Origin of the sequence: Actinoplanes subglobosus, from assembly GCF_042650585.1 — a bacterium.
Taxonomy (GTDB): domain Bacteria; phylum Actinomycetota; class Actinomycetes; order Mycobacteriales; family Micromonosporaceae; genus Actinoplanes; species Actinoplanes subglobosus.
This window is the reverse complement of record NZ_JBHSBL010000012.1, coordinates 66,987-78,534: the sequence shown is the minus strand read 5'-3', so window position 1 is coordinate 78,534 and position 11,548 is coordinate 66,987. Positions and strand designations below refer to the sequence as shown.

Here is an 11,548-nt window from a genome sequence, read left to right as displayed (position 1 = left end):
TGCTCGCCCGGTGACCCGAGCCGCTTCCGGCGCCGACCCTGAGGCCACCCTGAGATATCCGGCTCCGTTACCCGGGATGTTCCCCGTGGCCCGGTCTTGCCGCACGTGTGACGATCGGAGGGTGAGTACCGCTGCCGCACCACCGCCGCGCCGGCTGTACCGGCCGCGCGACCAGCGCATCGTCGCCGGGGTCGCCGCCGGCCTGGCGCGCCACCTCGGCCTGCCGGTGCTGGCTGTCCGCATCACGCTCGTCGTCCTGCTCGGTTTCAACGCCCTGGGCCTGCTGCTCTACGCCGCCTACTGGGCGGTGCTGCCGCAGGAGGCGCGGGGCAACGAGGAGCCGGCCCGCCGTGACCTGGGTGCGCTGATGCCGTTCGCGGCGATCGGCATGGGCGTGATCCTGCTGCAGGCCCAGCTCTTCGAGGACCAGGTGGGCACCACGGCCGGCTGGATGATCGCGGTGATCGCGGTCGGTGCCGGTGTGATCTGGCATCAGTCGGACACGAGCCGCCGTGACGCGCAGTCGGAGAACCTGGCCGCCACCCCGTGGTTCACGGCGATGGTGTCGGAGACCGACCGGCGCTCGTTCGTCTTCCGCTTCATCGGTGGCGGCATTCTGGTCGCCGTCGGGATCATCGGTGTGGTCGCGGTCTACTCGCCGAACGACTCGTTCTCCGCCGTCTTCAACGGTGTGATCTTCGCCTTCGTCGGCCTGCTCGGTGTCGGTGTGGTGGTCGCGCCGCTGGTCTGGCGCACCTTCGGCCAGCTGCGGGCCGAGCGTGAGGGCCGCATCCGCGAGCAGGAGCGGGCCGAGCTGGCCGCGATGATCCACGACCAGGTGCTGCACACGCTCGCCCTGATCCAGCGCAACTCCACCGACATCAAGGAGGTGCAGCGCCTGGCCCGGGGGCAGGAGCGCAGCCTCCGTAACTGGCTCTACCGGCCGACCGGCTCGCCGGCCGAGCGGTTCGCCGCCGCGCTGGAGCAGGCCGCGGCCGAGGTGGAGGACACCTACGCGATCACGGTGGAGACCGTGGTGGTCGGTGACACGCAGTGCGACGAGCGGGTGGCGGCGCTGGTGGCGGCGGGGCGCGAGGCACTCGTCAACGCGGCCCGGCACGCGGGCGTGCAGACGGTTTCGCTCTATGCCGAGGTGGAGGAGGATGAGTTGAGCGTCTTCGTCCGCGACCGTGGTGCGGGCTTCGATCTCGGCGGCGTGGCGGACACCCGGCACGGCGTGCGGGGGTCGATCATCGGGCGCATGCAGCGTCACGGTGGGCGGGCCGAGATCCGCAGCGCCCCCGGGGACGGTACGGAGGTGCGGCTGATGCTTCCCGTGTCGCGGGAGAGTGTGACCGCTGGTAAGGAGTCTGTGCGATGACCGAGCCCGTGACCGAGTCGACAGCCCGTCGGCTGAACGTCTTCCTGGTCGACGACCATGCGATGTTCCGCGCCGGGGTGCGCGCCGAGCTGGGCGTCCACGTCGACGTGGTGGGCGAGGCGAGCACGGTGAGCGAGGCGATCAGCCGGATCGCCGCGGTGCAGCCCGATGTGGTGTTGCTCGACGTGCACATGCCGGACGGCGGTGGCCGTGCGGTTCTGGAGTCGGTGCGCCGCAGTCACCCGCAGGTCCGTTTCCTGGCGCTGTCGGTGTCGGACGCCGCGGAGGATGTGATCGGTCTCATCCGGGCCGGCGCCCGGGGCTATGTGACGAAGACGATCTCGCCGGACGAGCTGGCCGCGGCGGTGCGCCGGGTGGCCGACGGCGACGCGGTCTTCAGCCCGCGGCTGGCCGGTTTCGTGCTGGACGCGTTCGCGTCCCGGCCCGACGTGCCGGTGGCCGACCCCGAGCTGGACCAGCTCACCAATCGCGAGCGGGAGGTCCTGCGGCTCCTCGCGCGGGGGTATGCGTACAAGGAGATCGCCAAGGAGTTGTTCATCTCCATCAAGACCGTCGAGACGCACGTTTCGAACGTTCTGCGTAAATTGCAGATGAGCAACCGTTACGAACTGTCACGATGGGCAGCCGATCGGCGTCTGGTCTGACCCTTCCGGGCAGGTTTCTTGAGGGTTTTTCAGATAGGCTGCGCTCCGTGCTGCGCCGGAAGCCGCATGGAGTAATGCCTGTTCAGGCTGGGTAAACCCACCTAAACGGTCGCTCATGAGGCTTTCTGCGGACGTAGACGCCTAATATCGGCTTGGTAACGGCGCTCCGGGTTTTGATGCCTCTGTGTCACAGTGGCTGCTACTCACACACCCCTCGTGAGCGCCCCTGAAGGAGGCTCTCCCATGCTTGGGAAACGCCCATGGAAGATGGCGGCCGTAGCGGCCGCCATCTCCTTGTTGGTCGCCGGTTGTGGCAGTGGTGACTCGGAGGATCCGACGAACACCGCGAACACTGTCGTGATCGGTATCGCCGAGCCGGCACACCTTCTTCCCACCGATGCCACCGACAGCAGTGGCGCCCAGGTGCTCAACTCCCTCTTCTACCCGCTGGTCAGCTTCGACGCCGAGAAGAACCCGATCGAGGTCGCGGCCGAGAAGATCACGGTGACGAAGAACAACAAGGTCTGGACCATCAAGCTCAAGCCGGGCTTCACCTTCCACAACGGCGAGCCGGTCACCGCGGAGAACTACATCGACGCGTGGAACTACGGCGCCTACAAGCCCAACGCCCAGAGCGGTGGCTACTTCTTCGAGCGGATCGCCGGGTACACCGACCTGAACCCGCTCGACCCCGACGGCGCCGGCCCGGAGGAGGCGTCGAAGCCCACGACGAACAAGATGTCCGGGCTCAAGAAGATCGACGACCTGACCTTCTCGGTCACGCTCTCCGCCCCGTTCGCCAGCTTCAAGTCGGTGATCGCCTACTCGGTGTTCTACCCGCTGCCCAAGGCGGCGTTCTCCGGCGACGGCGTGCTCGCCAAGGGGTTCGAGGACAACATCATCGGTAACGGCCCCTTCAAGATGAAGGGCAGCTGGCAGCACGACGACAAGATCGTGGTGGAGAAGTACGGCGACTTCAAGGGCGTGGTCCCGAAGATCGACGGTGTCACCTGGAAGATCTATCAGGACCAGATGGCGGCGTACGCCGACCTGGTCGACAACAATCTCGACGTGCAGACCACGATCCCGACGGACGCGTTGGCCAACGCCCCGGCCGACCTCGGTGAGCGGTTCCAGAAGAGCGAGAACTCGGTCTTCGAGTTCATCGGCTTCCCGACCTTCCTCGATCAGTACAAGAACCCCAACGTGCGCAAGGCGATCTCGATGGCGATCAACCGGGAGGAGATCGCGTCGCAGATCTTCCTCGGATCCCGGACCGCCGCGAAGTCGTTCGTCTCGCCGGTGGTGAGCGGTTACCGCGAGAACAGCTGCGGTGAGCCGTGCGAGTACAACCCGACGAAGGCCCGTGACCTGTACCAGACGAACGGCGGCCCGGACGAGATCAAGATCACCTACAACGTCGACGGTGGTCACAAGTCGTGGGTCGACGCGACCTGCAACCAGATCCGTGCCGCACTGAAGGTCAACTGCGTGGGCGAGCAGGAGCCCAAGTTCTCGGTCATGCAGGAGAAGCTCGAGAAGAAGCAGGACATCGGCCTGATCCGGCTCGGCTGGGTGATGGACTACCCGCTGATGGAGAACTACCTCGGCCCGCTGTACGGCACCAACGGCGGCTCGAACTACTACGGCTGGTCCAACAACGCGTTCGACACCCTGGTGAAGCAGGGTTCGTCGGCCTCGACCCCGGAGGCCTCCATCAAGAAATGGCAGGCGGCCGAGGACATCCTGGCCGAGGAGATGCCGGTCATCCCGCTGCGGTACGGCCAGAACGTGTACGGCTACTCGGAGCGGGTCACGAACGTCGAGGTCGACCTGTTCAGCAAGGTCAACCTGTTCGAGATCGAAACGCTCGTCTGACCGTCGCAGCACCGGTGGCGTCACGGATCGTATGCGGCCGTGACGCCACTACTGTGTGAATCGACCTTTCCCGTCGCCGGCTCACGAGGCCGGCGCCCCCTCCGCGGAAGAAGTTCGAATCCGTATGTTCCGCTACATCCTGCGGCGCCTACTCCAGATGATCCTGACGTTCTTCGGGGCCACGTTCGTGGTGTTCGCGCTGATGTTCGCCAACCAGGACGACCCCATCCAGGCGTTGGCGGGTGAGAAGCCGGTCAGTGCGTCTCTGCGAGAGGCGCTCACCCAGCGTTATCACCTCGATGAAGGCCTTCTCGGTCAGTACTGGTACTACATGAGCGATCTGCTCACCGGTGACCTCGGTGAGTCGATTTCCGGCCGGGACATCTCGGCCCTGCTCAAGGACGCCTGGCCGGTGACCGTGCAGCTGGCGGTCATGGCGCTCGTCATCGCGGCGGTGCTGGCGGTCGCGGCCGGTGTCTGGTCGGCCATCCGCCGGGGTGGTCTCTTCGACAACGGTGTGCTGGCCTTCACCCTCCTCCTTCTCGCTCTGCCGATCGTCGTTCTCGCGCCGGTCGCCCAGTGGATCTTCAGTTTGGAGCTGGGCTGGTTCCCGGCGACCGCGTCACGCAACGCGTCGTTCTATGCCCTGCTACTGCCGTCCATCGTGCTGGCCACCACGGTCGTCGCCACCCAGCTCCGGGTGACCCGGACCTCGGTCGCGGAGAACCTGCGGGCCGACTACGTGCGAACCGCCCGTGCCAAGGGGCTGGCTCCGCGCCGGGTCATCTGGGTGCACGTCCTGCGCAACTCGCTGATCCCGCTGATCACCCTCATCGGCGTCGACCTGGGTGTGCTGATGTCCGGCGCGCTCGTCACCGAGTGGGTCTTCAACATCCCGGGCGTCGGCTCGAAACTCGCCCAGGGGATCCGTACCGAGGACGGGCCGATGGTGGTCGGCTTCGTCAGCGTCCTGGTGATCGTCTTCCTGGTCATGAACCTCGTCGTCGACCTGCTCTACGCCGCCCTCGACCCCAGGATCCGCTATGAGTGACGCGACCATTCAGGCAACGGCCGACAGCCGGGCACGCAGCCTCGCCGGGGACGCCTGGGACGATCTGCGCCGCAACAAGATCTTCTGGGTCTCGTCCGTCCTGGCCGCGCTGATCCTGCTGATGGCCCTCTTCCCGAGCCTGTTCACCTCGGCCGACCCGACCGACTGTGCGCTGGCGAGGCAGCACGACGGCCCGTCCGGCGGCGCGCTGTTCGGCTTCGATTTCCAGGGTTGCGACGTGTTCTCCCGGACGGTGCACGGCGCCGGGAACTCGATCGAGGTCGGACTGCTCTCCACATTGCTGGCGGGCACGATCGGCCTGTTCTTCGGGATGACCGCCGGTTACTTCGGCGGCGTGATCGACGCGATCCTGTCCCGGGGCATCGACATCGTGCTCGGCATCCCGGTCCTGCTCGGCGCGGTGGTCCTCTCCGCGCGCCTCTCCGGTTCGGGCGACGACGGCGTCACCGCGGTGACCCTCACACTCGGTCTGCTGACCTGGACCTCGTCGGCGCGGGTCATGCGCTCCTCGGTGGTCGCGGCGAAGAACCAGGACTACGTGGCGGCGGCCCGGATGCTCGGCGCGAGCCCGGCCCGGCTGATGTTCCGGCACATCCTGCCGAATGCGATCGCCCCGTTCATCGTGGTGATGGCCCTGCTGCTGGGGACCAACATCGCCGCCGAGGCGACACTCTCCTTCCTCGGCGTGGGGTTGAAAGGCGACGCGATGAGCTGGGGAGTGCAGATCGCCGAGGCGCAGAAGCACGCCCGCGTCGCGGCGGCCCCGCTGATCTGGCCGTCCGCCTTCCTGGCCGCGACCGTGCTGGCCTTCATCATGCTGGGCGACGCCATCCGCGACGCCTTCGACCCGAAGCTCCGGTGAACCCGGTGAAGAAGGTGATCCTGTGACCGACATCAAGGCGAGGCTGGACGTCCTACCCGGACTGGACCCGCGCGCTCCTCTGCTCCAGGTCAACGACCTGCACGTCGAGTTCCGCACCAGGGACGGCGTCGCCAAGGCCGTCAACGGGGCGAGCTTCTGGCTGAACCCGGGCGAGACCCTGGCGATCCTCGGCGAGTCGGGCTGCGGCAAGTCGGTGACCGCCCAGGCGATCATGGGAATCCTGGAGACCCCACCCGGGCACATCACCCGGGGTGAGGTCCGTTATCGCGGTGTCGACCTGCTCAAACTCCGCGAGGAAGAGCGGCGACGGGTCCGTGCCAACAAGATCGCCATGATCTTCCAGGACGCGCTGTCCGCGCTGAACCCGGTCTACTCGGTCGGCTTCCAGCTCGCCGAGCTGTTCCGGGCGCACCGTGGCATGTCGCGCGGGGACGCCAGAGTCCGGGCGATCGAGCTGCTCGACCAGGTCCGGATCCCGGCGGCGAAGTCACGGGTCAACGACTACCCGCACCAGTTCTCCGGTGGTATGCGGCAGCGCGTCATGATCGCCATGGCGCTGGCCCTCGATCCCGAGGTGCTGATCGCCGACGAGCCGACCACGGCGCTCGACGTCACCGTGCAGGCGCAGATCATGAACCTGCTCGCCGAGCTCCAGCGGCAGCGCAACATGGGCCTTGTCCTGATCACCCACGACATGGGCGTGGTCGCGGACGTGGCCGACCGGATCTCGGTGATGTACGCGGGCCGCGTCGTCGAGGAGGCGCCGGTCTACGACATCTACGAGCGGCCGGGTCACCCGTACACCCGGGCGTTGCTCGAATCGATTCCCCGGCTGGACCTGAAGGGTCAGCAGCTCACCGCGATCCGCGGTCTGCCCCCGGTGCTGACCGACATTCCGGCCGGCTGCGCGTTCAACCCGCGGTGCGGTTACGCCAAGGAGCCGTGCCGGCAGGACCCGGCGCCGCCGGCGTACGCGATCGCGCCTCGCCGTACCGCCCGCTGCCACTTCTTCCGGGAGGTCCTCGGTGACTGACGTCGTCCTCGAGACCAGAGACCTGGTCAAGCACTTCAAGGGGGAGATCCGGGCGGTCGACGGGGTGGACCTGCAGCTGCGCCGGGGCGAGACCCTCGGTGTGGTCGGCGAGTCCGGCTGTGGCAAGTCGACTCTGGCCAAGCTGCTGGTCGGGCTGGAGAAGCCGACCTCCGGGGCGATCTCGGTGCGCGGTCAGGACATGACCCGGCTCAAGGGCGGCGAGCTGCGCCGGGCCCGCCGCAACATCCAGATGGTGATGCAGGACCCGTACACCTCGCTGAATCCCCGGATGACGGTCGGCGACATCATCGGCGAGCCGTTCGAGATCCACTCCGAGGTGGTGCCGAAGGGCAAGCGGCAGCAGGCGGTACAGGATCTGCTCGACACCGTCGGCCTCAACCCGGACCACATCAACCGCTACCCGCACCAGTTCTCCGGTGGTCAGCGGCAGCGCATCGGCATCGCCCGGGCGCTGGCGCTCCGGCCGGAGATCATCGTCTGCGACGAGCCGGTGTCGGCACTCGACGTGTCCATCCAGGCGCAGGTGATCAACCTGCTGGAACGGCTGCAGGACGACTTCGGGCTGTCGTACATCTTCATCGCGCACGACCTGTCGGTGGTCCGGCACATCTCCGACCGCGTCGCCGTCATGTACCTCGGCAAGATCGTCGAGCAGGGACACGACGTCGCGATCTACAACCAGCCGACTCACCCGTACACCCAGGCTCTGCTCTCGGCCGTGCCCGTGCCGGACCCGCGCCTGCGGGGTCACCGTAAGCAGATCGTTCTCGAAGGCGACGTCCCGTCGCCGGCGAACCCGCCGTCCGGCTGCCGCTTCCGGACCCGGTGCTGGAAGGCCCAGCACGTCTGCGCCGAGCAGGAGCCACTTCTGCAGATCCGGGAGCGGTCGCCGCACCCGAGTGCCTGCCACTTCGCCGAGATCGGCGGCGTCCTGCGCGGGCGATAGCCGTCTGAACTGCGAAAACTCGGGCCGGGAGAGCGCTGATCTCCCGGCCCGACGTGTGTCCACAACGACGGCGGTGCCGTGATCGACTCTACGTCCGGGGTCGAGTGACAGGGCAGAATTTGCTGACTGAAAACGCTACTTCAAGGCCTTTGACACGTTAGTCCGATATGGCACCGTCTGTTTACCGAGTTACCTACCTGAGAGGAAAACGGTAAACAGCATGAACAGGACTATGCGTTCGGTGACGATGGCCGGGCTCGGCCTGCTTGCCGGTGCCACTGTCGTGACGGCGCCGGCGCTGGCCTCCGGCAGCACCACCACTTCGGTGGCCAAGCCGGAGAAGACCGCGGTCCAGCAGTACATCCCGTACGGCACCACCGTCGTCGGGTACTACGGCACGCGTTCCGGCTGCAACCAGGCGGCCGTCTTCGGCGTCCGCCGTAGCTTCTGGGCCACCTCGGCCTACAGCTGCAACACCGTCTCGGTCGTTCCGGTCGGGGTCGTCGGGGTTCGCGTGGGCACGTACGCCCTCGCGGTCGACCCGGACGACTGCAACTGGGGCGCGGCCGGCTTCCAGAGCTACTACACCACCCAGTCGTTCCGCTTCGCCGGCGACAGCTTCCTGGCGTACGGGCCGCAGTGGCGTGCCTGGGTCGCCAGCCCGGTCGGGATCAGCCCGTTCGGCTACCGGGTGGGCAACTTCAACCACTGGTGGCGTTTCGGTAACCGTGGCCAGGGCTGGGGCTACCGCTGGGGCCACGGCGGTGGCTGGGGCCACGGCGGTAACGGCGGCGGCTGGTACGGCGGCGGCCGTGGCGGCAGCTTCGGCGGCGGTAACCACGGTGGCGGCTTCGGCGGCGGCCGTGGTGGTGGCTTCGGTGGCGGCAACCACGGCGGCGGCAACGGTGGTGGCAACCACGGCGGCGGCAACGGTGGCGGCAACCACGGCGGCAGCTTCGGCGGCGGTAACCACGGTGGCAGCTTCGGCGGCGGCAACCACGGCGGCAGCCGTGGCGGCGGGAACGGCCGGTAAGGAGGTACTACTTGCTTTGAAGTCACAGGATGTGGCGTCGGCCGGCAATGACGGCCTGACGCCGCTTCTGTGAGTGCACACCTAAACGGTGGTTGCTTGCTGCGGCCGGGCCCTCATGGGGGCCCGGCCGCAGTCTTTCCGCAAGCTCAGAGCGGGCCGCGGCCCGAACGCAGCAGCAGCATCGCGACCTGGGTGCCGTCCGGCCCCAGCGCCTCACGGAAGTGCTCGATGATCTCCCGCTCCCGGGCCAGCACGAGGCGGGTTCCGCCGCTGGCCATCCGGGTCTTGCCGACCTCCTGGGAGAGGGAGGCCCTCTCCTGCCACAGCTCGATGATCGTTTTGTCGATCTCGTTGATGCGCTCGCGGATGGCGAGGATCTTCGCGGCGGCCTCGTCCTCGCCCGCGCCGGTGGTCTGGTCCATCACGTCGGCGGTCATGTCCTGCTCCTCGGGTGCTGGAGTCCCGGCCACGCCGGCCCGGACAGCATCAAGCCCCGGGCTGGGAGGCCCGGGGCTTGATGTAGGTCTGGGGTTCAGGAGCGACCTACGGCTGCCGGGCGTCCGGTGCCATAGGTAAAAAATCGCGCCTGCTGGATCACGAGCCGAGTATGCCCCTGGCTCGGACGGTCCCGCAAGGAAACCGCCCGAGTGTTGGGACGAAAGTTTGCGCTGATCAGGAGGTCGTCGAAATGCGGTTCGCCGGCCCCGCGGCGATCGGGCCGGTGGCCAGGTGCGCCACGAGCGCGTCCACGTCGAAGCCCGGCGCGGTGACCCGGCCGTCCGGGCCCTGGTTGAGGTTGGTGAACCCGTCACCGCCGTTGGCCAGGAAGTCGTTCGTGGTCACCAGGTAGTTCGCGGCCGGGTCGATCGGCGTGCCGTTCAGCGACAGGTTGCCGACCTTCGAACCCGGCGCGGCCGAGGCGCTCCACGTGTAGGTCAGACCGGCCGACACCTGCAGGATCCGCTGGGTGGTCTGGCCCGCGAAGCCGACGAACTGCTGCTCCAGCACCTCCTTGAGCTCGGCGCCGGTGAAGCTCTGGGTGACGACCAGGTTGTTGAACGGCTGGACGGTGAACGCCTCGCCGTACGTCACCTGGCCGTAGGCCTCCCCGCCGCTGGACTGGTCGGCGTCCAGGTCGGCTCGGATGCCACCCGGGTTCATCAGGGCGATCTGCGCCCCGGCGGACGACCGGGTGTAGGCGAGCTGAGCGTCGGCGATCACGTCACCGAGCGGGCTCTCACCGGCCGGCGTCACGGTACGGACGATGTCTCCACTGATGCTGCCGACCAGCTTGTTCGCGATCGGGGCGACGGCGGTGCGGTACTTGTCGGCGACCTTCTTGGCGGCCGCGTCGACGGTGTCGGGGTTCTTCAGGTACGCCCCGGCGGCGTCCCGCTTCCAGCCACCGAGTCCGTCCGGCACCCCGTTCTCCACGATCACGTTCTTCGCGGTGATCTCGGTGAACTTCCCGGTCCGCTTGTCCAGTGTGTAGTCGATGTCGGTGATCAGCTGCCCGTTGCTGCCGGCGCTGGTGACGACGGTGTCGACACCCTTGCTGTTCGGCAGCTTGCACGAGTAGAAGCGGTGCGTGTGCCCGGAGATGACCACGCTGATCTCGGGTTTGAGACCGGCCACGATCGGCACCAGCGGCCCGGAGAAACCGGTGCAGTCCGACACGCCGGGCGTCGGCGTCGCCGAACCCTGCGAGCCGCCCTCGTGCAGGAGCAGCACCTGCGCCTTCACCCCGAAGAGCTTCAGCACGGAGCTCCACTTGTTGGCCGTCTCCACCTCGTCGGTGAAGGTCACGTCCTTGATGCCGGCCGGGTTGACGATGCCCGGCGTGCCCTCCAGCGTCATGCCGATGAACCCGACCGGTACGCCGTTCACGTACCGGATGTCGATCGGCGGCAGGATCGGCAGCTTGGTCTTCTTGCTGATCGTGTTGGCGGCCAGATAGGTGAACTTCGCGCCCCGGTACGGGTCGCCGTCCTGGCATCCGTCGACCGGGTGGCAGCCACCGCGCTGGATCCGGATCAGCTCGTTGACGCCCTCGTCGAACTCGTGGTTGCCGACCGAGCTCACCTGCAGGCCGACCTGGTTCATCAGCTCGATCGTCGGCTCGTCGTGGAAGGCGGCGCTGACCAGCGGAGTCCCGCCGATCAGGTCGCCGGCCCCGGCGGTGATCGTCTGGCGGCCCTCGGCCTGTGCCTCGGCGCGCAGTTTCTTCAGGTAGGTGGCGAGGTACTCCACGCCGCCGGCCGGGGTGCTGGTGCCGCCGGCGTTGACCACCGCGCCACTGCCGGTGGGCGGGTCGATGGCCCCGTGGAAGTCGTTGTAGCTGAGGAACTGGCCCTTCACGGTCGTGCCCTTGGGTGCGCCGTACGACGCGGAAACCGGGGCGAACTCGGGTGGTGGCGCGGCCGACGCGGTCTGCGCGGGTGCGGCCGTGGTGATCAGGCCTGCGGCGGCCAGAAGGGCTATCGGCGCGGCCAGGTGCCGGCGCTTCGGAAGCGGCATGGGATTCGATCCCCCGATCGGAGAGACTTTTTCACCAACCGGGTCAGCCTAAGGTGTCGGATTCATAGTTCACCGCTGATGGGGAGGCCGGTCGGTGACGAATTCGTGTCGGGGGTGCG

General features: G+C 67.7%; 10 protein-coding genes. 8 read left to right on the top strand and 2 right to left on the bottom strand.

Annotation, left to right across the window (positions count from 1 at the left end):
• The first annotated feature begins 76 nt into the window (after positions 1 to 76).
• The 8 genes from ACFO0C_RS11345 (at position 77) to ACFO0C_RS11310 (ending at position 8,912) form a co-directional block, all read left to right on the top strand.
• Complete coding sequence (locus tag ACFO0C_RS11345) at positions 77 to 1,381, top strand: PspC domain-containing protein (protein WP_378066553.1); 1,305 nt, start codon at positions 77 to 79, stop codon at positions 1,379 to 1,381.
• A complete protein-coding gene (locus tag ACFO0C_RS11340; protein WP_378066552.1) occupies positions 1,378 to 2,046 on the top strand; it encodes a response regulator in 669 nt (222 codons plus the stop codon). Before ACFO0C_RS11345 ends, ACFO0C_RS11340 begins: the two co-directional genes overlap by 4 nt.
• Positions 2,047 to 2,289: 243 nt before the next feature.
• Complete coding sequence (locus ACFO0C_RS11335; protein WP_378066551.1) at positions 2,290 to 3,924, top strand: peptide ABC transporter substrate-binding protein; 1,635 nt, start codon at positions 2,290 to 2,292, stop codon at positions 3,922 to 3,924.
• Between the two features lie 124 nt (positions 3,925 to 4,048).
• Complete coding sequence (locus tag ACFO0C_RS11330) at positions 4,049 to 4,975, top strand: ABC transporter permease (protein ID WP_378066550.1); 927 nt, start codon at positions 4,049 to 4,051, stop codon at positions 4,973 to 4,975.
• Entirely contained in the window at positions 4,968 to 5,858 is an 891-nt protein-coding gene (locus ACFO0C_RS11325) for an ABC transporter permease (RefSeq protein WP_378066549.1), read from the top strand. The genes ACFO0C_RS11330 and ACFO0C_RS11325 overlap by 8 nt, the downstream gene beginning before the upstream one ends.
• A 22-nt stretch (positions 5,859 to 5,880) precedes the next feature.
• On the top strand, positions 5,881 to 6,912 hold the full coding sequence (locus ACFO0C_RS11320) for an ABC transporter ATP-binding protein (protein ID WP_378066548.1): 1,032 nt from the start codon (positions 5,881 to 5,883) through the stop codon (positions 6,910 to 6,912).
• Positions 6,905 to 7,879 (top strand): ABC transporter ATP-binding protein, encoded by a 975-nt coding sequence (locus ACFO0C_RS11315; RefSeq protein ID WP_378066547.1) that lies wholly within the window; start codon positions 6,905 to 6,907, stop codon positions 7,877 to 7,879. Before ACFO0C_RS11320 ends, ACFO0C_RS11315 begins: the two co-directional genes overlap by 8 nt.
• A 220-nt stretch (positions 7,880 to 8,099) precedes the next feature.
• Positions 8,100 to 8,912: a hypothetical protein gene (locus ACFO0C_RS11310; protein WP_378066546.1), complete on the top strand. Its 813-nt coding sequence runs from the start codon at positions 8,100 to 8,102 to the stop codon at positions 8,910 to 8,912.
• 146 nt (positions 8,913 to 9,058) lie between these two features.
• On the opposite strand, the gene ACFO0C_RS11305 is transcribed toward ACFO0C_RS11310, so the two are convergent.
• Positions 9,059 to 9,349: a chorismate mutase gene (locus tag ACFO0C_RS11305; RefSeq protein ID WP_378066545.1), complete on the bottom strand. Its 291-nt coding sequence runs from the start codon at positions 9,347 to 9,349 to the stop codon at positions 9,059 to 9,061.
• Positions 9,350 to 9,584: 235 nt separating this feature from the next.
• Positions 9,585 to 11,429, bottom strand: coding sequence for a bifunctional metallophosphatase/5'-nucleotidase (locus ACFO0C_RS11300; RefSeq protein WP_378066544.1), 1,845 nt, complete (start codon positions 11,427 to 11,429; stop codon positions 9,585 to 9,587).
• Positions 11,430 to 11,548 lie beyond the last annotated feature (119 nt).

Excerpts from the sequence above, each read along its gene's own strand:
- ACFO0C_RS11345 (WP_378066553.1), top strand. The coding sequence starts at position 77 with ATGTTCCCCGTGGCCCGGTCTTGCCGCACGTGTGACGATCGGAGGGTG.
- ACFO0C_RS11340 (WP_378066552.1), top strand. The coding sequence starts at position 1,378 with ATGACCGAGCCCGTGACCGAGTCGACAGCCCGTCGGCTGAACGTCTTC.
- ACFO0C_RS11335 (WP_378066551.1), top strand. The coding sequence starts at position 2,290 with ATGCTTGGGAAACGCCCATGGAAGATGGCGGCCGTAGCGGCCGCCATC.
- ACFO0C_RS11330 (WP_378066550.1), top strand. The coding sequence starts at position 4,049 with ATGTTCCGCTACATCCTGCGGCGCCTACTCCAGATGATCCTGACGTTC.
- ACFO0C_RS11325 (WP_378066549.1), top strand. The coding sequence starts at position 4,968 with ATGAGTGACGCGACCATTCAGGCAACGGCCGACAGCCGGGCACGCAGC.
- ACFO0C_RS11310 (WP_378066546.1), top strand. The coding sequence starts at position 8,100 with ATGAACAGGACTATGCGTTCGGTGACGATGGCCGGGCTCGGCCTGCTT.
- ACFO0C_RS11305 (WP_378066545.1), bottom strand. The coding sequence starts at position 9,349 with ATGACCGCCGACGTGATGGACCAGACCACCGGCGCGGGCGAGGACGAG.
- ACFO0C_RS11300 (WP_378066544.1), bottom strand. The coding sequence starts at position 11,429 with ATGCCGCTTCCGAAGCGCCGGCACCTGGCCGCGCCGATAGCCCTTCTG.